The following is a 24364-nucleotide window of genomic DNA, read 5'->3' as shown; positions in this document are numbered from 1 at the left end:
GGCACGCGGTCGGGGAAACGGCCGGTTGAACGGTGGGGGAGCCGGTGCCGCGGCGGCCTCGCCCCTTTCCGACCTCTGCCCTTTGCGCTATCCGGTTGGGCCGGAAGAACCACAAGGTCGGGGAGCGGAACCCATGGCGCGCATCGTCATCGCCGGCAGCATGAACATCGACATCCTGTCCACCATGAAGCGCGCCCCGCGCGCCGGTGAGACGGTGAACGGCGATACCGTGGCCTTCATGCCCGGTGGCAAGGGCCTCAATCAGGCGGTGGCGGCGGCGCAGCTCGGCGGCGAGGTCGCCTTCGTCGGACGGCTGGGGCGCGACGCCTTCGGCGACCAGGTGGAGGCGTTCTTCCGGGAGAAGGGGATCGACACCGGGCACATCGTCCGCAGCACGGCACAGCCGACGGCCAACGCCATCATCTTCGTGGACGGCACGGCGGAGAACCGGATCGTCGTGATCCCCGCCGCGAACGGGGAGACCTCGCCCGAGGACGTGGCCACGGTGGCGATCGCGCCCGGCGACGTGCTGGTCAGCCAGTTCGAGATTCCGCGCACCACCATCGCCGCCTTCTTCCGCCGCGGCCGCGCCGCAGGCGCCCGCACGGTGCTGAACGCCGCCCCGGCGCTGGACGACGCGCCGGCCGACCTCTGGCTGGACACCGACATCCTGGTGGTGAACGAGACGGAGCTGGGCCATTTCGCCGGCGCCTCGGTCGCCGCCGACGCTCCCGTGGTGCAGGTGGCGGACGCCGCCCGCCGGCTGTTCCGCCGCGACGGCCAGACCGTCGTCGCCACGCTGGGCGCCCGTGGTGCGGTGGCCGTGGCGGCGGGCGGCGAGGTGCTGGTGCCCGGCCGGCCCGTGAAGGCGGTGGACACCACCGGCGCCGGCGACTGCTTCGTCGGCGCGCTGGCCGCCCGGCTTGCGGCCGGCGACGCGCTGCCCGAGGCCATGCGCTATGCCAACGTGGCGGCCAGCATCGCCGTCACCCGCGTCGGCACCGGCACCGCCATGCCGACGGCGGACGAGGTGGCGGCGGCCCTCGCCGGCGCCTGATCCCCGCCCCCTGGTCTCCTGCCGGGACCGGCCCGCGCGGCCGCGTCGTCCGCTGCTCCGGGAAACGATGTCGCGCCGGTCCGGCAAATGGACCGGCGCGGTGCCGCCAGTCTCCGCCCATCATCCTGTGTGGACAGGCATATCCTCCCGCGTCCGCGCGGAAGGAAAGGGCTGTCCGCCGACTGTCACGGACCGTTCAAGCGATCTTCCGCCCTGCGCGGCGATCATGCTATAGGCGCGCCACCTTCCGGACAGGGAATGCAGGCGACAATGGCAGTGATCTCATCCGACCCCGAAACCGGGTTCTTCGGACATCCGCGGGGGCTTGCCCCGCTGTTCTTCGCCGAGATGTGGGAGCGTTTCAGCTATTACGGCATGCGGGCCCTGCTGACGCTCTATCTGGTCAAGCACTTCCTCTACAGCGACGGCACGGCGAGCCTCATCTACGCCAGCTACGCCAGCCTGAACTACGCGATGCCGGTGATCGGCGGCATGATCGCCGACCGCTATCTGGGGAACCGCAAGGCGGTGATGCTGGGCGCCATCCTGCTCGTCTGCGGCCATGTCACCATGGCGATCGAGGGACCGGCCGCCGAAGTCGTGAACGGGGTCGTGGTCCGCGAGGCCTTCTACGACCAGGTCATGTTCCTGGCGCTGGCCTTCATCATCGTCGGTGTCGGCTTCCTGAAGTCGAACATCTCCACCATGGTCGGCAAGCTCTATGTCGACAAGGACGATCCCCGCCGCGACCCGGGTTACACGATCTTCTACATGGGCGTGAACATGGGGTCGCTGGTCTCGACCATCGCCTGCGGCTATCTCGGTGAGACGTTCGGCTGGGCCTACGGCTTCGGCCTTGCCGGGCTGGGCATGATCGCCGGCGCCATCGTCTTCGCCCGCGGCACGCCGCTCTACCGCAATGCCGAGCCGCCGATGCCCGAGGATCTGCGCCGGCCGGTCTTCGCCGGGCTCTCGAAGGAATGGCTGATCTATCTGGGCGCGCTGGCCGCCGTGGTGGTCAACTGGCAGCTCGTGCAGTTCCACGAGGCCGTGGGCGTCCTGCTGATCGCCTTCACCGCCCTGGTGGTCGCCGGCCTTGTCTGGTTCAGCCTCGCCAAGTGCACGCCCACGGAGCGCGACCGCATGCTGGTCGTGCTGATCCTGACGGCCGCCTCCGTCGTGTTCTGGACCCTGTTCGAGCAGGCCGGCACCTCGCTGACCCTGTTCGCCGACCGCAACACCGACCGCGAGGTGCTGGGCTTCATCGTCCCGGCCTCCACGGTGCAGTCCTTCAACCCGCTGTTCATCGTGATGCTGGGGCCGGTCTTCTCCTGGCTCTGGGTGACGCTGGCGCGGCGCGGGCTGGAGCCGAACACCCCGGTGAAGTTCGCCCTGGCCATCATCCAGGTGGGTCTCGGCTTCGGTGCGCTGGTGCTGGGCGCCTCCCTCGCCGGGGAGGACGGGCAGACGGCGATGTTCTGGCTGGGTCTCGGCTACCTGCTGCACACGACGGGCGAGCTGTGCCTGTCGCCGGTGGGGCTGTCCATGGTCTCCCGCCTGTCCGTCGCCCGGGTCACGGCGATGATGATGGGCGTCTGGTTCCTGTCGTCCGCCATGGCACACTATCTGGCCGGCATCGTCGCCTCGCTGATGAGCGTGCAGGAAGGCGGCGGCGTCGAGGTCGCGCCGACCGAGAGCCTCTGGATCTATGCCGGCGTGTTCCAGGACCTGTTCATCGGTGCCGGCGTGATCGGCCTTGCCCTGCTGGTCGTCTCGCCGTTCCTGAAGCGGATGATGCATACCGACGCGCCGGACATGCACACCAGCGGCAAGCCCCGGCCCGCCGCGGCGGAATAGGGTGCCGTCGGGCCGCCGCTCGCGGCCGGGTCGTACCCGGCGCGGGGGCGAGCGCGATGCGGGATCGGGGCCGCCGGATCGTTCCGGCGGCCCCGTCCTTGTCCGGCCGGTCCCCGACCGGATCAGCCCATGAAGAAGGCGTTCAGCTTGTTGCCGTCGGGATCGCGGAAATAGGCGGCGTAGAAACTGTCGCCGCGCAGGCCCGGCGGCCCCTCGCAGGTGCCGCCGTTCTCCAGCGCGATCCGGTAGAGCGTGTCCACCTGCTCCCTGTCCTTGGCCTCCAGCGCCACCATGACGCCGTTGCCCACCGTGGCCGGCTTGCCGTCGAAGGGCTTCATCAGCCCGATTCCGGCGGCCCCGCCGGGCACCGCCCAGGCGATGCCGCGCTCCATCTCCATCATGCGGCCCACGCCCATCGCCGCCGCGATGGCATCGTAGAACTTCGCCCCCCGCTCCAGATCGTTGGTGCCCAGGGTCACGTACCCGATCATGCGGTCCTCCCGTCGTGGCCCGCCCCGGGTGCCGGAGCGGCGGCCTCATGCTCCGCTCCGGATCTCGAAGCGGCGGTTGGAACAATACATGAACATCCTGCACCCGCCAAGCTGCTTCCCCCGGGCGGACGCGCCGGCCCGCGGCCGCTTGACACACCCGGCAGCCTTACTTACCTTTACGTAAACGTAAACCGGACGCTCCGAACCTGTCCGGGACACGTCGATGACCGGCGGGGAGGAGACAAGGCGTGCCGGAAGGCCTGGAGACATCCCGGGCGGCGGGGCCGCGCGGTGAGCGCACCTACACGATCGGCGAGCTGGCCGAGGAATTCGGCCTCACCCTGCGCACCCTGCGCTTCTACGAGGATGAGGGGCTGCTCTCGCCCGCCCGCGAGGGTCAGAACCGCGTCTACAGCCACCGCGACCGCGCCCGGCTGATGCTGATCTGCCGCGGCAAGCGGCTCGGCTTCTCGATCGACGAGATCAAGGATTTCATCGACCTGTACGATCAGGACGAGCGCCAGATCGAGCAGATGCGCTACGCCCGCCGGATCGGCGCCAGGCGGATCGCCCAGCTTGAACAGCAGCTCACGGACGTGCAGCAGACCCTGCGGGAGCTGCGCGAGATCGACCGGCAGATCGTCGAACATTTCCGTCATCAAGGTGTCGCCCTGGATGAGGAATGATCGGTACCCCACATGCCAGGGAACGCCGGGAAGAAGACCGGACGACCTCAAATACCGGACAGTCCTGATCTTCGGACTGCCGGAAACAACGTGACCCTATCCCGTCAGGACCACGAACTCATAAGGCGAGGAGCGCAGATACCATGAAGACCGTCGTGATTGCCGGATACGCCCGGTCCCCCTTCCATCTGGCCAACAAGGGTGAGCTGACCAAGGTACGGCCCGACGATCTGGCCGCCACCGTGATCAAGGCGCTGGTGGAGCGCTCCGGCGTCCCCGCCGAGGAGATCGAGGACCTGATCCTGGGCTGCGCCTTCCCCGAGGGCGAGCAGGGCTTCAACATGGCCAAGCTGGTGGCGATGCTGGCCGGCCTGCCGCGCTCGGTCGCCGGCACCACGGTGAACCGCTTCTGCGGCTCCTCCATGCAGTCGATCCACATGGCCGCCGGCGCCATCCAGATGGGCGCGGGCGATGTCTTCATCGCCGCCGGGGTGGAGAGCATGACGCGGGTGCCCATGATGGGCTTCAACCCGATGCCGAATCCGAAGCTGGCCGAGGTCGAGCCCGGCGCCTACATGGCCATGGGCATCACCGCCGAGAATCTGGCCCGCAAGTTCCAGATCACCCGCGCCGAGCAGGAGGCCTTCGCGGTGGAGAGCCACCGCAAGGCCGCCGCCGCCCGCGAGGCCGGCCGGTTCACGGACGAGATCGTGCCGATCCAGGCCAATGGCAAGCTGGTGGATCAGGACGGCTGCATCCGCCCCGACACCTCCGCCGAGGGTCTGGCCGGGCTGAAGCCCGCCTTCGACGCGGAGGGCTCGGTGACCGCCGGCACCTCCTCGCCGCTGACCGACGGCGCCTCGGCCACGCTGGTGTGCAGCGAGGAGTACGCCCGCGCCCATGGCCTGAAGCCGCTGGCGAAGATCCGCGCCATCGCCGTCTCCGGCTGCGATCCGACGATCATGGGCTACGGGCCCGTGCCGGCCACCCGCAAGGCGCTGAAGCGCGCCGGGCTGGAGGTGAAGCACATCGACCTGTGGGAGAGCAACGAGGCGTTCGCCGTGCAGTCCATGACCGTGGCGCGCGAGCTGGGCATGGATCTCGCCCGCTGCAATCTGGACGGCGGCGCCATCGCGCTGGGCCATCCGCTGGGCGCCACCGGCGCGCGCATCACCGGCAAGGCGGCCAGCCTGCTTCAGCGGGAGGGCAAGCAGCTCGCCGTCGCCACCCAGTGCATCGGCGGCGGTCAGGGCATCGCCACCGTCCTTGAGGCGGTCTGAGACGCGACGGCCGCAGGCACCCCTGCGTCCTTCCCCCAGGGAGGAAAGAACCATGGAAATCCGCAGCGCCGCCGTGATCGGTGCCGGCGTCATGGGCAGCGGCATCGCCGCCCACATCGCCAACGCCGGCATCCCCGTCTTCCTGCTCGACATCGTTCCGCAGGCCGTCAAGGACGGCCAGGGCAACGACCGTTCGGTCGTCGCCCGCACGGCGGTCGAGAAGATGCTGAAGACCGACCCGGCTCCCTTCATGCACCGCAAGGCCGCCGGCCTCATCACCCCCGGCAACCTTGAGGACGACCTCGACAAGCTGGCCGGGGTGGACTGGATCGTCGAAGCCATCGTCGAGAACCCGGCGATCAAGTCCGACCTCTACCGCAAGCTGGACGCCGTGCGGAAGCCCGGCTCGGTCGTCAGCTCCAACACCTCCACCATTCCCCTGCGCATCCTGCTGGACGGCCAGAGCGAGCAGTTCGCGCAGGACTTCCTGATCACCCACTTCTTCAACCCGCCGCGCTACATGCGGCTGCTGGAGATCGTGAAGGGCGAGCGCACCCGTGCCGACGCGGTGGAGGCGGTGGCCCGCTTCTGCGACGTGGCGCTGGGCAAGGGCGTGGTCACCTGCAAGGACACGCCCGGCTTCATCGCCAACCGCATCGGCACCTACTTCATGCAGGCGGCGGTGAACGAGGCGATCGACGGTGGCCTGACGGTGGAGGAGGCGGACGCCATCTCCGGCCGGCCCATGGGCCTGCCCAAGACCGGCACCTTCGGCCTGATCGATCTGGTCGGGCTGGACCTGATGCCGCTGATCGCCAAGTCGCTGCTGGCGACCCTGCCGGCGGACGACGACTACCGCCGCATCTTCCGCACCAGCCCGGTGATCGAGCGCATGATCGCCGAGGGCTACACGGGCCGGAAGGGCAAGGGCGGCTTCTACCGCCAGCAGAAGCTGCCGGGCGGCAAGCGCAGCCGCGAGGCGCTGGACCTGGGCACGGGCCAGTACCGGCCGCAGCAGCGTACCGCGCTGGAGAGCGCCGGCGTGAAGGGCCTGCGCGCCCTGGTCGATCATCCCGACAAGGGCGGCCGCTACGCCTGGCGGGTGCTGTCGCAGGCCCTGACCTATGCCGCCGATCTGGTGCCGCAGATCGCCGACACGGTGGTCGAGGTCGATGAGGCGATGCGCCTGGGCTACAACTGGAAGTGGGGTCCGTTCGAGATGATCGACCAGCTCGGCACGGGCTGGTTCGCGGAGAAGCTGGCGGCCGAAGGCAAGCGCGTGCCCGAGCTGCTGGCGGTCGCCGCCGGGCGTCCCTTCTACCGGGTGGAGAACGGGAAGCTCCAGTTCCTCGGCGTGGACGGCGACTACCGCGACGTGAAGCGCCCCGACGGCGTGCTGCTGCTGTCCGACGTGAAGCGGGCGTCGAAGCCCGTGGCGAAGAACGGTTCCGCCGCCCTCTGGGACATCGGCGACGGCGTGCTCTGCCTGGAGTTCACCTCCAAGATGAACGCGCTCGACACCGACATCATGGCCATGATCCGCAAGGCCATCGAGACGATCGGCAACGGCAAGGCGGGTCCGTTCAAGGCGCTGGTCATCCACAACGAATCCGACAACTTCTCCGTCGGCGCCAATCTCGGCCTCGCCATGTTCGCCGTGAACATCGGGCTGTGGCCGCAGATCGAGGCCGGCACGGCGGAAGGGCAGGCGACCTACAAGGCGCTGAAGTACGCGCCCTTCCCGACGGTCGGCGCGCCCTCGGGCATGGCGCTGGGCGGCGGCTGCGAGATCCTGCTGCACTGCTCGGCGGTGCAGGCGCATGCCGAAAGCTACATCGGCCTCGTCGAGGTCGGCGTCGGCCTGATCCCCGGCTGGGGCGGCTGCAAGGAGCTGCTGACCCGCGCCACGGTCAACAAGAAGCGCCCCGGCGGCCCGATGCCGCCGATCGCCCAGGTGTTCGAGACCATCAGCACGGCGAAGGTGGCGAAGTCGGCCTTCGAGGCGAAGGAGCTGCTGTTCCTCCGCCCGACCGACGGCATCACCTTCAACCGCTATCGCCTGCTGGCCGACGCCAAGAAGAAGGCGCTGGAGATGGCCGCCGCCTACGAGCCGCCGCAGCCGGTGGAGATCCGCCTGCCCGGCCCGTCGGCGAAGATGGCGCTGGAGATGGCGGTGGAAGGCTTCGCCCTGCAGGGCAAGGCCACGCCGCACGACATCACCGTGTCCAAGGCGCTGGCCTTCATCCTGTCGGGCGGCAACACCGACATCACGAAGCCGGTGACCGAGGACGACCTGCTCGCCCTGGAGCGGGACGCCTTCATCGGGCTGGTGAAGACCACGCAGACCATCGACCGGATCGAGCACATGCTCGAAACCGGCAAGCCGCTGCGGAACTAGAACAACACCGGGGCCGGGGTGCCGCTCCGGTCCCGGCCCTGATCGACACCAACGGGCCTCGTCTCGCCCGCCGACCCGAATCCGGACCGTCCAGGGGACGCCGGTGCCGGTGCGGCGGGGGAGGGGAGGCGGGATGCGAGAGAGGAAACGCCCATGCCCATCTACAAGGCCCCGCTCGAGGATATCGGCTTCGTCCTGAACGACGTGCTGGACATCGGACAGATCGCCAGGCTGCCCGGCTACGAGGACGCGACGCCCGACCTCGTCATGACGATCCTGGAGGAGGCGGCGAAGCTCTGCGAGAACGAGCTGCAACCGCTGAACCGCTCCGGCGACGAGGAGGGCTGCACCTACGAGAACGGCGTCGTGCGCACGCCCAAGGGCTTCAAGGAAGCCTACGACAGGTATGTCGAGGGTGGCTGGCAGGGCCTCTCGGCCGATCCCGAGTATGGCGGGCAGGGCCTGCCGCACACCGTCAGCTTCGTGATGGAAGAGCTGATGAACGGGGCGAACATGTCGTTCAGCATGTATCCCGGCCTGACCCACGGCGCCATCAACGCCATCAAGGTGCATGCCAGCGACGAGCTGAAGCGGCGCTACCTGCCGAAGATGATCGCGGGCGAATGGTCCGGCACCATGTGCCTGACCGAGCCGCACTGCGGCACCGACCTGGGCCTGATCAAGACCAGGGCCGTGCCGGCCGACGACGGCAGCTACCGCATCACCGGCACCAAGATCTTCATCTCCGCCGGCGAGCACGATCTGACGCAGAACATCATCCATCTGGTGCTGGCGAAGCTGCCGGACGCGCCGGCGGGCACGAAGGGCATCTCCCTCTTCATCGTGCCGAAGTTCCTGCCGACGGAAGACAACCGGCCCGGCCCGCGCAACGGCGTGATGTGCGGGGCGGTCGAGCACAAGATGGGCATCAAGGCCTCGGCCACCTGCGTCATGAACTTCGACGAGGCCACCGGCTGGCTGGTGGGCGAGCCGCACAAGGGCATGCGCGCCATGTTCACCATGATGAACGCGGCGCGCCTGGGCGTGGGCATGCAGGGGCTGGGCGTCGCCACCGTCGCCTACCAGAACGCCGTCGCCTATGCCAAGGACCGGCTCCAGGGTCGCTCGCTCGGCGGCACCAAGGCGCCGGAGCAGCCGGCCGACCCGATCATCGTGCATCCGGACGTGCGCAAGAACCTGATGACGGCCAAGGCCTTCACCGAGGGCGCCCGCGCGCTCGGCTACTGGGTCGGCATGATGATCGATGTCTACGAGAAGCACCCCGACCCCAGGGTCCGGCAGGAGGCCGAGGATTTCGTGGCGCTGCTGACCCCGGTGGTGAAGGCGTACTTCACCGACGCCGGGTTCGAGACGGCGGTCACCTCGCAGCAGATGTACGGCGGCCACGGCTACATCCGCGAATGGGGCATGGAGCAGTTCGTCCGCGACGCCCGCATCGCCATGATCTACGAGGGCGCGAACGGCATCCAGGCGCTCGATCTGGTCGGCCGCAAGATGCCGCAGAACATGGGCCGGCTGCTGCGCCGCTTCTTCCACCCGATGCAGGCGGAGCTTGCGGCGGCGATGGACGAGCCGGCGCTGATCGAGTTCGCCGGGCCGCTGTTCAAGGCGTTCGGCAAGCTCCAGCAGGCGACCGCCATCGTGGCGCAGAAGGGCATGGCGAAGCCGGACGAGGCGGGGGCGGCCTCCACCGACTATCTGCGCATCTTCGGCCTCGTGGCCGTGGGCTGGATGTGGCTGAAGATGGTGAAGGTGGCGCAGCAGAAGGCAGCCAACGACGACACGGCCAACGCCGCCTTCCTGGACGGCAAGGTCAAGACCGCGCGCTTCTTCATGCAGAAGATGCTCCCGGAGGTGGACTTCCGCTTCAAGAGCCTGATGGCCGGCGGCAAGACGCTGATGGACCTGGACGCCGCCCAGTTCTGACGGCCGTCCCGGCGCGACAGGGACCCGGCCCCGGCGATGACCGCCGGGGCCGGGCTGCCCCTGGAACGGCGGGCCGGTTCGCCTTAGGATGGCAGCATGAACAAGCTCCTCGACCAGGCCATCGCCGAAGTCTCCCGCCTGCCGGACGACGCGCAGGAGGCCATCGCCAGCGCGATGCTGGAGCAGGCGGCGGCCGAGCGGGCGTGGGCAGCGCGGTTCGAGGCCACCCAGGACAAGCTTGCCGCCCTGGCCGCCCGCGCGCGGCAGCGGATCGCGGAAGGGGAGGTCCTTCCCTATGATCCTTCCGACGCTCCCCGGGAATGAAGTCGCAGACGACCATCGACTTCTGGGCGTGTTACGCGGGGCTCCCGCGCGAGGTGAAGAGGACCCCGGTCCGGGCCTATCGGCTCTGGCGGGAGAATCCCAGGCATCCGGGCCTGCACTTCAAATGTGTCAACGTGGACGCGGCCGTCTATGCTGTGCGCATAGGCATCCACTGGCGGGCGCTGGGGATCGTGGACGGCGATACGGTCACATGGTTCTGGATCGGGTCCCATGCGGACTATGACAGGCTGCTGTCCTGACCGACGCCCGGACTCCCCGTCCGCCCCTACAGATCCAGGGCCAGTTCGCGGCTGCGGGGGCCGCTGTGGTCGTGCCAGTGCAGGTTGCAGCGCGGCTCGTAGAGGTCGGCCTGGCCCAGTTCGAGCGTGCGGTCGTTGCCATGCTTCTTGAAGCTCTTGGTCGCCTCGTGCCCGCACACGGCACAGCGGGAGCGCAGCTTGATCACCGTGTCCGCCATCCCGGCCAGGGTGGCGGTGACGGGGAAGGGGTGGCCGCGCCAGTCGGTGTCCAGCCCGCTGACGCCCACGTCGATGCCCCGCTCCAGCAGCGCCCGCACCGACTGCACCAGATCGCCCTCGAAATGCGGGGCGCAGCAGAACTGCGCCTCGTCGATGAAGACGGCGCTCACGTCCTCCGGCACCTCCGGCATGCGGGTGATGGGCGTGGCGTCGAAGCCGATGCCGTCGTGGTTCACCACCCGGTCGTGGGCGTAGCGCACGTCGAAGGCGGGCTTCAGCAGCATGATCCGGGTGCCGGTCCCGTGCGTGTACCAGATGGCACGCTTGAGGATTTCGGTCGATTTGCCCGAGAACATGGGGCCGCAGATCACCTCGAGCTTACCGTAGCGCACGCCGAACCCTCCCTGGCAGAACGGCAGCTTGGTATCAGGGCCGGGCCGTTCCTGCCAACCATCACCGTCGGCCGGCCCTGACCCTGTGCCAATCATGACCCAGCGCCGACCGTGCCCCGCCCCGACCTGACCCCGGTGCCGCCATGAATCTTCTCTTCCGCATGCTCCGGGTGGTGGTCGCCGCCCTGCTGGGCCGCCCGGTCCACCCGCTGGCGGCATCGGTCGTCACGCTGCGGGTCTGGCCCACCGACCTGGACCCCAACCTGCACATGACCAACAGCCGCTATCTGGCGATGATGGACATCGGCCGGCTGGACCTGATCGTCCGCACCCGCATCTGGCGGGTGCTGCTGAAACGGCGCTGGGCGCCGGTGCTGGGCAGCTCGACCATCCGCTACCGGCGCTCGCTGGCGCCGTTCCAGCGCTTCCGCGTCCGCACCCAGGTGATCTGCTGGGACGAGAAGTGGCTCTACATCGAGCATGTGTTCGAGGATCTGGCGGGCGAGGTCCATGCCGTCGCCATGACCAAGGGCCTGTTCCTCGCCGGCGGCCGCACCGTGCCCACCGCCGCCGTGCTCGACGCGCTGGGCGGCGGCCAGATCGACTCCCCGCCGGTGCCGCCGGGCATCCTCGCCTGGCAACAGGCGGAACAGGAGATGTCCGCCCGCGCCCACACGACCTGATCCGGCGCCGTCCGGGGGAAGGAAACGGGACGCGCGGCCCGCCTTCCGGTCGGGCGGTCAACGGGGCAGAGGGGGTAGGCGGGAAACAAGGACGGTCTGCGGCGGGTTGCCGGGGCGGTGTCAACAACGACGAGGCCGTCCCGATGTCCGCCCGTTCCGCCGCCCTGGCCCTGCTCCCCGTGCTGCTGCTCGCGTCCCCCGACGCCGTCGCCCGCGACCGTGCGGACACGCCGAAGGGGACGGCCGGAGCGGAAACCGGATACGACGCGGGCATGACGCGGGAGATGGACGAAACGGCCGCCCGTGCCGCCCTGCCGCCGGCGCAGCGGGAGTGTCTCGCCAAGGCGGTCTATTTCGAGGCCCGCGGCGAGCCGGAGAAGGCGCAGGCGGCGGTCGCGGCGGTCGTCCTGAACCGGGTCGAAGACCCGCAGTTCCCCGACACGCCCTGCGACGTCGTCCGGCAGGGGGGCGAGACGCCGCCCTGCCAGTTCTCCTGGTGGTGCGATGGACGCTCCGACCGGCCGCGCGACCAGGATTCCTGGCGGCAGGCGCTGCGCATTGCCGATCTGGTCGGGTCCGGCACCGTCGAGGACCCCACGGGCGGCGCCCTCTACTTCCACCATACCCGCGTGAGCCCGTCCTGGAGCGCGGTCTTCGAGCAGGTCGCCGAGATCGGCGCCCACATCTACTACAGCAGCGGCAGCCGCGGCCGTGGCCGCGACGGGAACGGCTGATCCGGCACCCGCGCCAGGGGTCGCGCCTACTCGTCCCCCTCCAGCGCCTCGGCCAGTTCCTCGACCTCCTGTTCCAGGCGGGTGCCCTTCGCCTGGACGCGGGCATGGGCGATGTAGCCGCGCACCTCGGCCTCCGGCACCTCCAGGGCGCAGCGGCCGAAGCCGCCGTCCAGCACCGTGGCCGCGAAGGAGATTTCCGCCAGCAGATGGCCGGCCTGCGCCGCCTCCCGCCACAGCGACGCGGCGCGGCACGGGTCGGCCGCGACCCCCTTGCCGGAGATCAGCAGCAATCCCAGCACGAAGCGGGCATGGCGGTATCCCCCGGCCGCCGACTCCTCCAGCTTCGGCAGGGCGGCGTCCGGCTTGCCGGACAGCATCAGCGCGCGAGAGAGCTGATAGGCCAGCCGCGGCGTTCCCGGGGCGGCGGCCAGATCCGCCGTGCAGGCGGTGACGGCGCGCGGCATGTCCATCCGCTCCTGCGGCACGCCCGGTCCCGTGCGGTCGGGATCGTCGGGGTGGGAGGCCAGCCGGTCGCAGGCCGTGACGGCCTCGCGGCCCTCGACCGGACGGGGGAGGGCGGCCGCCAGGAGGATGGCGGCAAGAACGGACAGGACCGGGCGCATGTGGGGGGATGTTCCGGGGGACGGGTGAGAGCTTAATCTACTCCCGCTCCGGCGGCGGCGTCACGTCCGCCGGGCGCCACCGGGAAGGGAGAGAGTGAGGCATGCGCGACCCGTTCGACTTCACGGGCAGGACCGTCTTCGTCGCCGGCGGTTCCAGCGGCATCAACCTGGGCATCGCGGAAGGGTTCGCCGCGCGCGGGGCCAATGTCGGCATCCTTGCCCGCGATCCGCAGCGGATCGAAGCGGCGCTGGAGCGCCTGCGCGGCCACGGGGTGGATGCGCTCGGCGCTTCGGCCGACGTGCGCAGCTACGAGCAGGTCGACTCGGCGCTGCGGCAGGCGCACGACCGTTTCGGCCCGATCGACGTGCTGGTCAGCGGGGCGGCGGGCAACTTCGTGGCGCCGGCGCTCGGCATGTCGTCGAACGGCTTCAAGGCGGTGGTGGACATCGACCTGCTGGGCACCTTCAACGTCCTGCGGGCGGCGCACCCGTTCCTGCGCAGCCCCGGCGCCAGCGTCATCAGCATCTCCGCCGGCCAGTCCAGCCGGCCCTACGTCTTCCAGGCCCATGTCTGCGCGGCCAAGGCCGGCATCGACCAGCTCACCCGCGTGCTGGCGATGGAGTGGGGGCCGCAGGGCATCCGCGTCAACGCCGTCTCCCCCGGCCCGATCGAGGGGACGGAGGGGATGCGCCGCCTGACCCCGACGCCGGAGGCGGAGGAACGCTCGAAGCGCGGCATCCCGCTGGGGCGCTGGGGCACGGCGCAGGAGATCGCGGACGCCTGCCTGTTCCTCTCCAGCCCGATGGCCGCCTACATCACCGGCGTCGTGCTGCCGGTGGACGGCGGCAGCAACCTGGGCGGCAGCCCCGCCCTGGGCGACCCCGCCCTGGCGGAGATGTTCGGCAAGGTCTGATACCGGCGGCTTCCGATGGGCCGCCTCTGGCCGGCCGGCGCTCCCGCGGGGGCCGCCCGCGGGAGCACCCGGAGCGACCCGTCAGCCCGGCCGCTTGCCGAACAGCACGGCGCGCTGTTCGTCCGTCATGGTCTGGCCCGGCTTCGGCTGGTGCTCCTTCAGCAGCTCCAGCCCGCGCTGCACGGCGGGGCGGGCGGCGACCGTCTCCAGCCAGCGCCGCACGTTCGGGTACTCGTCGGTGACAAGGCCGTAGCGCTCATGCACCCGCAGCCAGGGGAAGGTCGCCATGTCGGCGATGCCGTACTCGGCGCCGCCCAGATACTCGGCCTCCGCCAGCCGGGTGTCCGCCACCTTCATCAGGCGCTTCGCCTCGTTGCCGTAGCGTTCGATGCCGTAGGGGACCTTCTCCGGCGCGTAGATCATGAAGTGGCCGGCCTGTCCGAACATCGGCCCCACGCCACCCATCTGCCACATCAGCCATTGCAGGTGGGTGTACCAGACGGCCGGGTCCTGCGGCCGGAAACGGCCGCTCTTCTCCGCCAGATAGATCAGGATGGCGCCGGATTCGAACAGGCTGATCGGCCGGCCGCCGGGGCCGTCGGGATCGACGATGGCGGGCATCCGGTTGTTCGGGGCGATCTTCAGGAATTCGGGCCTGAACTGATCGCCCTTGCCGATGTCGATGGGGTGGACCGTGTAGGGCAGCCCCGTCTCCTCCAGCGCGATGGAGACCTTGAAGCCGTTCGGGGTGGGCCAGACGTAGAGATCGATCGCCATGTCGTCCTCGATGGATGCGGAAACGGGGGCGGGACCATGCCGGGTCGGTCGGCCCCGGTGCAGTGACGGATGCCACGGCCGCCGCCGTCACGACAACCGTCGCCGTCAGGATCCGTACCGGCCCGCTCAACCGCCCGGCCATGCGGGCAGGGCCGTGTCCCAGGGCGGTTCCGGGCCGAAGCGCGTGGCGATGAAGTCCACGAAGGCCCGCACCTTGGGGCTCAGGTGCCGGTTGGCGGGATAGACGGCGTGCAGCGCCGAGGGCGAGACCGTCCAGTCCAGCAGGACCGCGCGCAGCCGCCCCGCCGCCAGATCGTCGCCCACGATGAAGGTCGGCAGCACGGCGATGCCGCGCCCGGCCACGGCGGCCGTGCGCAGGATGTCGCCGTTGTTGGCGCGCATGGTGACGGCGGGCCGGGCCGGGCGCAGCATCTCCGACCCCGGCGCCGCCCGGAAGCTCCAATGGTCTGCGACGGAGGCGTTGGAATAGTGCAGGCAGTCGTGTTCCGCCAGCGCGTCGGGTGTCGCCGGTTCGCCGCGACGCTGCAGATAGGCGGGGCTGGCGACGGCGACCCGCCGGGCCGGGCAGATGCGCCGCGCGATCAGGCTGCTGTCCTTCAGCCGCCCGATGCGGACGGCCAGGTCGTAGCCTTCGTCCACCAGGTCCACGAAGCGGTCGGACAGGTCCACATCCACCTGCACCTCCGGGAACCGCTCCTGGAAGGCGCAGATGGCGGGACCCAGATGCAAGAGGCCGAAGGACATCGGTGCGGCCAGCTTCAGCACCCCGCGGGGGGCGGCGTGCTGGCTGGCGACCAGTCCCTCCGCTTCCTCCAGGTCGGCCAGGATCTGGCTGACCCGCTCGTGGAAGCCCTGGCCCACCTGGGTCAGGCTGATGGAGCGGGTGGTGCGGTGGAACAGCCGTGCGCCCAGCCGCGCCTCCAGCTCCGCGATCCGCCGGCTGGCCGCTGATTTCGACAGGCCCATGCGCTCGGCCGCGCGGGTGAAGCTGCGCGTCTCCGCCACGCAGGTGAACAGGCGCAGATCGTCCAGCCGGTCCATGTGCGCCCTCCGTCTGTTGCCCGGCCGGGGCTGGCCTGTCGGCTCTCCCGCTTCTGCCGGATTGTCCTTCCGGCCGCAACAAGCCTGTGCGCAGAGCGTCGATTATCGGTTCCGGTGCAACGCCCTATCTTACCCCCATACCGAACCGGCGCCCCGGCTTGACTCTATCCGGCACGATTCCACCCGACACCAACAAGGAGACGGACGATGACCAAGGTCCTGGTGCTCTACTATTCCAGCTACGGCCATATCGAGACCATGGCGCAGGCCGTGGCCGAAGGCGCGCGCTCCGTGCCCGGCACCGAGGTCGCGGTGAAGCGCGTGCCGGAGCTGGTGCCGGAGGAGGTCGCCCGCAACGCCGGCATGAAGCTGGACCAGCCGGCCCCCGTCGCCACCGTGGCGGAACTGGCGGAGTACGACGCCATCATCGTCGGCAGCCCCACCCGGTTCGGCCGCATGACCAGCCAGATGGCGAACTTCCTGGACCAGACCGGCGGGCTCTGGGCCAAGGGTGCCCTCAACGGCAAGGTCGGCGCCGCCTTCACCAGCACCGCCTCGCAGCATGGCGGGCAGGAGACGACGCTGTTCAGCATCCTCACCAACCTGCTCCACCACGGCATGGTCGTCGTCGGTCTGCCCTACAGCTATGAGGGGCTGTCCGGGGTCGAGCAGGTCAAGGGCGGCACGCCCTACGGCGCCAGCACCATCGCCGACGGCGACGGCAGCCGCAGGCCGACCGAGGTGGAACTCGGCGGCGCCCGCTACCAGGGGGCGCTGGTGGCCCGCACGGCCGCAAAGCTGCGCGGCTGAGGCTTTCCGGCCGGCATTCCGCCGGCCGGTGTCGACGCGGCCGCCTCAGCAGAGGGGCCGCGGCAAGGAGACCCGACATGATCGAGCGTCGCGCCTTCGACAGTCTGGGGTCCGCCAGCTACGGCTGGCTGGATGCCCGCTACCATTTCAGCTTCGGCCAGTACCGCGATCCCGGCCGGGTCCACTGGGGGCCGCTGCGGGTCTGGAACGATGACGCCATCGCACCCGGCACCGGCTTCGATCCGCACCCCCACCGCGACATGGAGATCATCACCTATGTCCGGCAGGGTGCCGTCACGCACAAGGACGCCCTGGGCAACGAGGGCCGGACCGAGGCGGGCGACGTGCAGGTGATGTCCGCCGGCACCGGCATCGTGCATGCCGAGTACAACCGGGAGCCGGGCGAGACCCGGCTGTTCCAGATCTGGATCATCCCGGACCGGGCCGGCGTCGCCCCGCGCTGGGAGACCCGGCACTTTCCCAAGGCGGACCGGGCCGGGGAACTGGTGGTGCTGGCCTCCGGCCGGGCGCAGGACGCCGGGTCCGGGGCGCTGACCATCCACCAGGACGCGGCCCTGCTGGGCGCCACCCTGGCGGCGGGCACGACCGTGACCCACCGGCTGGACGGGCGTCTGGCCTATCTGGTCCCCGCCGCGGGACGGCTGCGGGTCAACGGCGTGGACCTGTCCGCCCGCGACGGTGCGGCCGTCCGGGACGAGCCGGAACTGGTGATCGAGGCGCTGGAGGAGACGGAACTCCTGCTCGCCGACCTGCCGCCCATGGCCTGAGCGGCGACCGGGACAGGATGAAGCGGGCGGGTCCTTCCCGGGGGGGACCCGCCCTGCCCATCGGGGCGCCGCCGCCTGTCGCCCGCATCCCCCGTCGCCCGCATCCGCAGACAGGCGATGGGGATGACGGCCTGCTGACATAAAACCGTCGCAGCATCGGTGGTATCGGATGCCCGACGCGGCAGGGATGAGGCGTGGCGGGTGTCCAGGCACAAGGGTGAAGGCTCGGCCCATCGAAGACAGGAGAGTCCGGGCGACACTGTCGAGGCGGCGGAGCATCGGGCCCTGCTGCGCCGGTTCTTCCAGCGACGGCTACGTGCCCCCGACGATATCGAAGACCATATCCAGGAGGTCTACTGTCGCGTCCTCGCCACGGCGGCGCAGCAGAAAAAAATCCAGAGCTGGCGTGGGATTCTGCTGCGGACTGCGTCTACGGTATGGATTGACCAGTTCCGGCGTGACCGCGCCCGGCTGCGGGACCACCATGTCGACCTGCTTTCCGAAAATGACGCCCACGCCGATCCGTCCGCATCGCCCGAGGACGTGGCCGCGGCCCGCCGCACGCTTCGGGACGTGGAGGCGGCCCTGATGGAGCTGGAGCCCATCTGCCGGCAAGCCTTCATGCTCGCGCGTTATGAAGGCTTCTCCCACCGCGACATTGCGGAGCGGCTCGGGATCCCCACCGTATCCGTCGGCCGCCATGTCGAGCGTGCGCTCGCCCATCTGGCCCGCCGGTTGGCGGAGTGCGACGGGGACCCACGATGACCGGGCCACGGCTTGGCACCCCCGCTGACGAGACGGCGCTGCGTGACGCGGCCGCCTGGATGGTCCGCATGGCCGCACCGGGCTCCGGAGCGGCGGACCGCGAGGCACTGCGGCGATGGCTGGCGGAGCATCCGCGCAACCTGGCCGCCATGGACCTTGTCGAGCGCAGCTGGCGGATGGCGGGGGATCTGGAAGGGACGCCCGGCGTCCAGGCAGAAAGGGCCCGGGCGCGTCGGCTGCGCCTGGCGACGGCCGCCGATACCCCACGCCGCCAGCGGCCCTGGCGCGCGCCCGCGGCCGGCGCGGGGGCGCTCGCGCTCGCCGCTGCACTCGTTCTGGCATTGTTTCCGCCCGTGAACTACGGACTGGATGCGGTCCACCGCACGGCCATGGGCCAGAGCCTGGAGACCAGCCTTCCCGACGGCAGCCGTGTGCGGCTCAACACGGATACGGAACTGCACATCGACTACGGCTGGTTCGGCCGCCACGTCGCGCTTGCCCGCGGCGAGGCGGAGTTCGTCGTGGCTCACGGGGACCCGCGGGCCTTCACGGTGTCCGTCAACGGGATCGAGGTGCGCGCCACGGGCACGGTCTTCACCGTGCGCGACACGGGCGAGGGAACCCGGGTCTTCCTGCTGGAGGGGGGCGTCCGGATCCTCAATGACGATGATGACAGGACCCTCGCCGTGCTCAGACCCGGAGAGCGGGCCGAGCTGGACCGGACCGGCGTCGTCGCCCTCGCCCCCGCGGACGCGGCGGCGGAACGGGCGTGGCTCGCCGGGCAGCTCGTCTTCCGGAACACGCCGCTCCCCGATGCCTTGGCCGAGTTCGCCCGCTACACGCATGCCGATGTCCAGGTCGCGGCGCCGCTGCGCGATCTGTCCGTCAGCGGTGTCTACCGCGCGACCGATCTCCAGGCCTTTCTTGATGCGCTCTCCCGCATCCACCCGGTCGGCTGGCGCCAGACCGGTCCGGGACAGGTCGTGCTGGAGCCCGGCGCCGCCTCCAAGGGTCCATGAATTTTTTACGTCATCCCGGAATCCGTCGATCCGCTGCGTCTGGAGCGGGTGCGGGTCAGCGTGGCCCGATCCGAACGAAACCGGGGTCGATTATGCTCTCCAGTGCCTTGAAGCCCGTCCTGCTGGCAGGGACCATCCTCGCCACCCTTCCGGCTGCCGCCGCCGCCCAGCCCGGACCGGCCCCTGCGGCAGCCGTCTACTCCATCCCTTCCCAGGACCTGTCGGCCGCCCTGCTGTCGCTGGCCAGCCAGTCCGGGCGTAACATCCTTTTCAACCCTGCCGCCGTGGCCGACAAGCGGTCCGCTCCCGTGAACCGCGCGGATTCATTCGAGGCGGCTCTGGATGCCTTGCTGGTCGGCACCGGCCTCGTCGCCCAGGTGGCGCCCGATGGATCGGGCACGGTGACGCCCCTGCCGGCGGGCTCCGCGCCATCCCGGCCGGGGCCGGGGGCACCGCCCCCCGCAGCCATGGGGCCGGTGGCCGACGCGCTGCGTGAACCGCTGGAAGAGATCGTCGTCACGGCGCAGAAGCGGGAGAGCCTGCTGGAGACGGTGCCGACTGCCATTGCCGTCCTTGACGGGGCCGAGGCCGCGAAGCGCGGTATCACCGACTTCGGGGGGCTGGTCGACGAGGTGCCCGGTGTCTCCATCAACTATGCCTTCGGCGGTCCCGGCTACGGTCTGTTGAGCATCCGCGGCGTCGGCGGTGCCGATGACTACAAGCCCAACGGCAACCCGTCGGTGGCCCTGCATGTCGATGGTATCTATCAGACGTCCAACGCCTATCTGGGGATCCCGCTCTTCGACCTTGAGAGGATCGAGATCCTGAAAGGGCCGCAGGGGACGCTCTACGGCCGCAACACCACCGCCGGCGTTGTCAACGCCATCACCCGTGGGGTGACGGACGAGACCGAGGGCTATGTCGACGTCGAGTACGGGAGTTACGACTATGCCGCCGTGAAGGCCGCTGTCGGCGGCAGGCTGTCCGACCGGATCGGGGTCCGCCTCGCCGTCCTGACGGAGCAGGGGGGCGGCTTCATGACGGGCCGCGGCGCCGGGACCCTGGCGGGCTTCCAGCCGGTGATCGGCGGTGTCCGCCAGACACAGGTTCCGCCGATCACCGACCCCGGCCCGCGCGAGGGATTCGGCGACAAGGACATCTTTGCCGCCCGTGGCACCATCGGCCTGACCCTGGACGACGACACCACCCTCACCCTCAAGCTGTTCGGCAGCCGGGATCGAGGGGACACCCGGCAGTATGACCGCCTTCCCCGCCGGCTGGACAACACCATCCTGAACCCGGGGGAGGACGAGGATCCCTACACGTTCTTCTCCAGCCAGTACTTCCGGCAGCGGATCAACGTGTCGGGGCTGTCGGGCGAACTGGAGCACCGGTTGGCAGACGGGCTGAACCTCACGATCCTCGGCGGCTCGCAGTGGAGCGACCGCCGCGTCGGTGGCAACGGTGACGGCACGCCCTATCCGCAGTACGAGTTTCTGTTCGATGAGGACCTGAGCCAGGCCTCCATCGAGGCCCGGCTGGCCGACGATGTCGGCGGGGCGATCGACTGGATCGCAGGCGTCTTCTATGTGAGCGACGACATCGACTTCAACAGCACCTGGACCAGCTTCACGGTCCGCTCGGTCTATGACTCGCCCTATGCGCAGAACCGTGACAGCGCGGCCGTCTTCGGGCAACTCGACTGGAACGTGACGGACAGCCTGCGCCTCGGCGCGGGTGCCCGCTACACACGCGACACGGCCGACTATCGGGGCAGCAACATCGACCGCAACCCCTGGGGCATCTCCACCTTCGAGACCAGCTTCGCCACCAGGAGCCCCTTCACCTGGGACCGCTCGTTCGATGACGACAATGCCTCGGGCCGGCTGACCGCGCAGTATTTCGTCAACGATGCGCTCAACATCTTCGTTTCCGGCGGGACCGGGTACCGGGCCGGCGGGTTCGACGGGACATCCATCTTCACGGTCGAGGAGACCTATCCCTTCAAGAGCGAGACGGTGCGATCGTTGGAGGCCGGCCTCCGCTGGACAGGCGACCGCTTCCGGCTGTCGTTGGACGGCTTCATCAACAGATTCCGGAATCTCCAGGCGACGACCCGCCTGTCCAACGATACCAACGGCCGTACCAACGTCGGCCGTGCGGAGACGCGGGGGGTCGAGGCCTCGGGGTTCCTGCGGGTGCTTCAGACCGACCGCCAGACCCTGGACGCCTCGGCCTCCGTCGCCTTTCTGGACAGCGAAATCACCGAATTCACCTCGAACCGGATCGCGGATGTGCGCGCGACGGTGGGCGATCCGTTGCCAGGCGCACCAGACGTCACGGCCTATGCGTCACTCACCCATTCCATCCTGTTCGCTGGTGGCTGGACACTCACCTCGACGCTCAGCGTCAGCCATCATGGCGAGGAAACGAACCGGCTGAACGCGCTGCCGAACAACACGATGGAGGCCTACACCCTGGTTGATGCGCGCGTCGAACTCGAGGCGCTGGCCGGCTGGTCGGTCTACGGCTACGGCCGGAACATCACCGACGAGGTCTATTTCCCGGAGCTGAACGGGGCTTCGCGCCTTGTCGGGGCGCCGGCGACCTATGGCGTCGGCTTCCGGTACGCGTTCTGAGGCGGCCCGGACGGGCTGCGGGCGGGATCCTGGCATCCCGCCCGCCCACGCCGACATCCTGAAGAGGATGGGCATGCAGGCGACCCGGCGGGGCCTCTCAGCGCGGCGCCCCTCGGTTCCGCCCAGGCCCCGTCCATGCGGGCCTCCGGACCCGGCAGGCAGCATGGATCACGACACCAGCCCCGGGCGAATGAGAATCCCTCACGATTCCCGTCGCCCGGAAACCCCTCTAAAGTGTCGGGACGAAACCGATCCGGGACATCCGCCATGACCGACCGAGCCACCCGTCCGCTGCTCATCCTCGCCGGCCTGTTCGGGGCTGTCGCCGTGGCCTGCGGTGCCTATGCCAGCCATGGCCTGCCCGCGGTGCGGGATGCCCGCGCGGTGGAGCTGTGGCAGACCGCCAGCCAGTACCAGCTTGCCCATGCGGCGGCCCTGCTGGGGCTGGTGGCGTGGCGGCGGCACGGCGGGGCGGACCGGCTGACGGCGCTGGCCGGCGCCGCTTTCGCCCTGGGCTGCCTGCTGTTCCCCGGCGCGCTCTATCTGCTGGGCTGGTTCGGCCCGAGCGCACTGGGCGCCGTCGCCCCGGTCGGCGGCGTCTGCTTCATCCTGGGCTGGCTCCTGCTCTCCGCCGCCGGCCTGCGCGGGCTCCGGTCCTAGGCAGGGCACCCGGACACCGTTCCGGTTTTCGGCCTGCTTTCCCCCCCGGGGGACCGGGTTTCCAGCGACCGGCGAGGGTTGAGGGCACGGCGGTTCTGATGGCCGGACGAAGCCTGCAGGGCATCCTCTCCCGCACGCTCTTCCCGGCAAGGCCCGGACCGACGCTTCAATGAGGCCTCGGCCCGAGGGGCCGAGGAAGGCGCCACCCGGACACCGATCATGCCGGTGGAATCGGAGCTTCAATGAGGCCTCGGCCCGAGGGGCCGAGGAAGGGGCTTGCGTTTGGACGGGCTTGGCACATGGCCATTTGGTGCTTCAATGAGGCCTCGGCCCGGGGGGCCGAGGAAGGCATCGCCCTCTCCCCGATCTCTGACGAGAACCTGTCGGCGCTTCAATGAGGCCTGGGCCCGGGGGGCCGAGGAAGGGCGTCCGGGACAGGTCGCGCGCACCGTCGTTGAACTCGCGCTTCAATGAGGCCTCGGCCCGAGGGGCCGAGGAAGCGGGCGGGATCGCGGCCGGCCTGGGCGAGGGCCTTCAGCTTCAATGAGGCCTCGGCCCGAGGGGCCGAGGAAGTGGCTCGGCCGACCTCTCGAGCTGGTGCCGACGCTGGCGCTTCAATGAGGCCTCGGCCCGAGGGGCCGAGGAAGGCTGTACGCTAGCCTCAAGCCGTATGCCAACCAGCGGGAGCTTCAATGAGGCCTCGGCCCGAGGGGCCGAGGAAGGCCCTGAGCCCCACCACCGAACGGTGGAGCGACGGCGTCGCTTCAATGAGGCCTCGGCCCGAGGGGCCGAGGAAGAAGGTCGAGGCGCCCGCGACTTCTGCGGCACCGTCCGGCAGCTTCAATGAGGCCTCGGCCCGAGGGGCCGAGGAAGGGCGGCGTGGACGGCGTTCAGCGACGTCCGAAACAGAATGCTTCAATGAGGCCTCGGCCCGAGGGGCCGAGGAAGGCCCCTTCGGGTTTTATGATCAGGAGCCTAAGGACTTCGCTTCAATGAGGCCTCGGCCCGAGGGGCCGAGGAAGCCCCCCTGGTCCAACCTGCTGACGATCCCTGGCTTTTCCGGGGGGAGTCGAGCGGGTCGGGTATCGGGGGTGCAACACTGCGCCTTACGGCATGAACTCTACTTCACGATGTCCAAGAACAAAAGCAAAAACAGAGGCTTGTCTTGATTCGAGCGGGTCCCGCCTTTCGGGGGGTATCGGACCGCTCGCAACCGGGGCCGGCAACCGGGGCCGGGGGTCAGATCACGCGCGCCTCGCGGACGATGGCCTGGAAGCTCTTGCCCAGACTTTCCACACGCAAATCCACCTCATCGGCCGGCCCCACGTCAAGGATCAGGACATGGTCCTCCGCCGGCTTGATCTCGCGGTCCAGGCGCATGGCCAGGGCGGCCCGTCGCCGCGCGGTCAGCCGGCACTGGAAGACCGACAGCTGCAGCCAGTGGCCATAGGCCTCCATGACCCGGAACACGCGCCGCCAGCGCTTCTGGTCGGCGATGTCGTAGGTCACGATGTAGAGCCGTTCATTGCGTGCTGCCATGGGGCGCCCCTCCGGCGGGATCAGCGGGGGATGTAGTGCGGATAGGCCGGGATCTCGCCGCGCAGAGATTTGGCCAGCAGCCGGGCCTGCACATGCAGCATGCGCCGGGTCGAAATCTGATAGCCGAAGACGGGGTGGGTCACTTCCTGCTCCAGCCGCCGCTCGAAGGCGCGGATCAGCGTGCGGCGCCCGTTCACGGTGTCGCCGCTGTCGGCCCATTCGCCCTCCACCCATTCCAGATAGGCCAGCCGCGGGCAATAGACCCATTCATTGACCATCCGCGCCGGCACCAGCACATCATCGGCCATCGCCGCAGGGCCGGGGGCGCCGGGGCGCCGATCCCCGCATCTTCGGGATCATCCTCGGGCGGATCATCCGCCATGGCGTGTCGCTCCCTCTGGCCTCGGGGCCGAGGATAGCAAAATCCTGGTGAAAATCAG

Annotated in this window: 24 protein-coding genes and 1 CRISPR repeat array; of the genes, 17 read left to right on the top strand and 7 right to left on the bottom strand. The window is 69.8% G+C overall.

From position 1 onward, the window contains the following. Positions 1–133: 133 nt before the first annotated feature. Positions 134–1057 carry a ribokinase gene (locus RC1_RS09370; protein ID WP_012567133.1) on the top strand — a complete coding sequence of 308 codons (924 nt, stop codon included), beginning with the start codon at positions 134–136 and terminating at the stop codon, positions 1055–1057. Between the two features lie 270 nt (positions 1058–1327). Next, positions 1328–2914, top strand: coding sequence for a peptide MFS transporter (locus RC1_RS09365; protein WP_148213428.1), 1587 nt, complete (start codon positions 1328–1330; stop codon positions 2912–2914). Positions 2915–3036: 122 nt separating this feature from the next. Here RC1_RS09365 and RC1_RS09360 read toward each other — a convergent pair whose 3' ends face one another. Then, positions 3037–3405, bottom strand: a complete 369-nt coding sequence (locus RC1_RS09360) for a VOC family protein (protein WP_012567131.1) — start codon at positions 3403–3405, stop codon at positions 3037–3039. Positions 3406–3653: 248 nt separating this feature from the next. Between RC1_RS09360 and RC1_RS09355 the strand changes: the two genes are divergently transcribed. From RC1_RS09355 to RC1_RS09330, 6 genes are all read left to right on the top strand, one after another. Then, on the top strand, positions 3654–4091 hold the full coding sequence (locus RC1_RS09355; RefSeq protein ID WP_012567130.1) for a MerR family transcriptional regulator: 438 nt from the start codon (positions 3654–3656) through the stop codon (positions 4089–4091). A gap of 143 nt (positions 4092–4234) precedes the next feature. Beyond that, positions 4235–5371, top strand: a complete 1137-nt coding sequence (locus tag RC1_RS09350; protein ID WP_012567129.1) for a thiolase family protein — start codon at positions 4235–4237, stop codon at positions 5369–5371. A 52-nt stretch (positions 5372–5423) separates the two neighbouring features. Next, a complete protein-coding gene (locus RC1_RS09345; RefSeq protein WP_012567128.1) occupies positions 5424–7769 on the top strand; it encodes a 3-hydroxyacyl-CoA dehydrogenase/enoyl-CoA hydratase family protein in 2346 nt (781 codons plus the stop codon). A gap of 153 nt (positions 7770–7922) precedes the next feature. Then, the gene (locus RC1_RS09340; protein ID WP_012567127.1) at positions 7923–9716 is read left to right on the top strand and encodes an acyl-CoA dehydrogenase C-terminal domain-containing protein; all 1794 of its coding nucleotides are present in this window, start codon (positions 7923–7925) and stop codon (positions 9714–9716) included. Positions 9717–9812: 96 nt separating this feature from the next. Next, a complete protein-coding gene (locus tag RC1_RS09335; protein WP_012567126.1) occupies positions 9813–10040 on the top strand; it encodes a hypothetical protein in 228 nt (75 codons plus the stop codon). Beyond that, on the top strand, positions 10037–10300 hold the full coding sequence (locus tag RC1_RS09330) for a ParE family toxin-like protein (protein ID WP_012567125.1): 264 nt from the start codon (positions 10037–10039) through the stop codon (positions 10298–10300). Before RC1_RS09335 ends, RC1_RS09330 begins: the two co-directional genes overlap by 4 nt. A 26-nt stretch (positions 10301–10326) precedes the next feature. Here RC1_RS09330 and RC1_RS09325 read toward each other — a convergent pair whose 3' ends face one another. Then, positions 10327–10911, bottom strand: coding sequence for a thymidine kinase (locus RC1_RS09325; RefSeq protein ID WP_012567124.1), 585 nt, complete (start codon positions 10909–10911; stop codon positions 10327–10329). Positions 10912–11054: 143 nt separating this feature from the next. Between RC1_RS09325 and RC1_RS09320 the strand changes: the two genes are divergently transcribed. Next, positions 11055–11594, top strand: coding sequence for a thioesterase family protein (locus RC1_RS09320; RefSeq protein WP_012567123.1), 540 nt, complete (start codon positions 11055–11057; stop codon positions 11592–11594). Positions 11595–11737: 143 nt separating this feature from the next. Then, positions 11738–12328: a cell wall hydrolase gene (locus RC1_RS09315; protein ID WP_012567122.1), complete on the top strand. Its 591-nt coding sequence runs from the start codon at positions 11738–11740 to the stop codon at positions 12326–12328. Positions 12329–12354: 26 nt separating this feature from the next. Here RC1_RS09315 and RC1_RS09310 read toward each other — a convergent pair whose 3' ends face one another. After that, on the bottom strand, positions 12355–12951 hold the full coding sequence (locus tag RC1_RS09310) for an SEL1-like repeat protein (protein ID WP_012567121.1): 597 nt from the start codon (positions 12949–12951) through the stop codon (positions 12355–12357). Positions 12952–13052: 101 nt separating this feature from the next. On the opposite strand from RC1_RS09310, the gene RC1_RS09305 reads away from it, so the two are divergent. After that, a complete protein-coding gene (locus tag RC1_RS09305) occupies positions 13053–13865 on the top strand; it encodes an SDR family oxidoreductase (RefSeq protein ID WP_012567120.1) in 813 nt (270 codons plus the stop codon). Positions 13866–13946: 81 nt separating this feature from the next. Here RC1_RS09305 and RC1_RS09300 read toward each other — a convergent pair whose 3' ends face one another. After that, the gene (locus RC1_RS09300) at positions 13947–14642 is read right to left on the bottom strand and encodes a glutathione S-transferase N-terminal domain-containing protein (RefSeq protein WP_012567119.1); all 696 of its coding nucleotides are present in this window, start codon (positions 14640–14642) and stop codon (positions 13947–13949) included. A 126-nt stretch (positions 14643–14768) separates the two neighbouring features. Then, entirely contained in the window at positions 14769–15704 is a 936-nt protein-coding gene (locus RC1_RS09295) for a LysR family transcriptional regulator (RefSeq protein WP_012567118.1), read from the bottom strand. 207 nt (positions 15705–15911) lie between these two features. Between RC1_RS09295 and wrbA the strand changes: the two genes are divergently transcribed. The 6 genes from wrbA (at position 15912) to RC1_RS09265 (ending at position 22385) form a co-directional block, all read left to right on the top strand. Beyond that, complete coding sequence (wrbA, locus tag RC1_RS09290; protein ID WP_012567117.1) at positions 15912–16514, top strand: NAD(P)H:quinone oxidoreductase; 603 nt, start codon at positions 15912–15914, stop codon at positions 16512–16514. A gap of 77 nt (positions 16515–16591) precedes the next feature. Then, positions 16592–17302: a pirin family protein gene (locus RC1_RS09285; RefSeq protein ID WP_012567116.1), complete on the top strand. Its 711-nt coding sequence runs from the start codon at positions 16592–16594 to the stop codon at positions 17300–17302. A gap of 201 nt (positions 17303–17503) precedes the next feature. Further along, complete coding sequence (locus RC1_RS09280; RefSeq protein ID WP_049766676.1) at positions 17504–18067, top strand: RNA polymerase sigma factor; 564 nt, start codon at positions 17504–17506, stop codon at positions 18065–18067. Next, complete coding sequence (locus RC1_RS09275; protein WP_012567114.1) at positions 18064–19086, top strand: FecR family protein; 1023 nt, start codon at positions 18064–18066, stop codon at positions 19084–19086. The genes RC1_RS09280 and RC1_RS09275 overlap by 4 nt, the downstream gene beginning before the upstream one ends. A 92-nt stretch (positions 19087–19178) precedes the next feature. Then, a complete protein-coding gene (locus RC1_RS09270) occupies positions 19179–21725 on the top strand; it encodes a TonB-dependent receptor (protein WP_012567113.1) in 2547 nt (848 codons plus the stop codon). A gap of 267 nt (positions 21726–21992) precedes the next feature. Beyond that, entirely contained in the window at positions 21993–22385 is a 393-nt protein-coding gene (locus RC1_RS09265; protein WP_012567112.1) for a DUF423 domain-containing protein, read from the top strand. A 163-nt stretch (positions 22386–22548) separates the two neighbouring features. Beyond that, a CRISPR array of direct repeats spans positions 22549–23407; the repeat unit is 36 nt; unit sequence GCTTCAATGAGGCCTCGGCCCGAGGGGCCGAGGAAG. 217 nt (positions 23408–23624) lie between these two features. Here the strand turns inward: RC1_RS09265 and cas2 are convergent. After that, positions 23625–23924 (bottom strand): CRISPR-associated endonuclease Cas2, encoded by a 300-nt coding sequence (cas2, locus tag RC1_RS09260; RefSeq protein ID WP_012567111.1) that lies wholly within the window; start codon positions 23922–23924, stop codon positions 23625–23627. Between the two features lie 20 nt (positions 23925–23944). Next, positions 23945–24232, bottom strand: coding sequence for a CRISPR-associated endonuclease Cas1 (locus RC1_RS09255; RefSeq protein ID WP_012567110.1), 288 nt, complete (start codon positions 24230–24232; stop codon positions 23945–23947). Positions 24233–24364 lie beyond the last annotated feature (132 nt).

Origin of the sequence: Rhodospirillum centenum SW (assembly GCF_000016185.1) — a bacterium.
Taxonomy (GTDB): Bacteria; Pseudomonadota; Alphaproteobacteria; order Azospirillales; family Azospirillaceae; genus Rhodocista; species Rhodocista centena.
The sequence above is the reverse complement of the archived record's forward strand: the minus strand, read 5'-3'. Positions and strand labels throughout refer to the sequence as shown.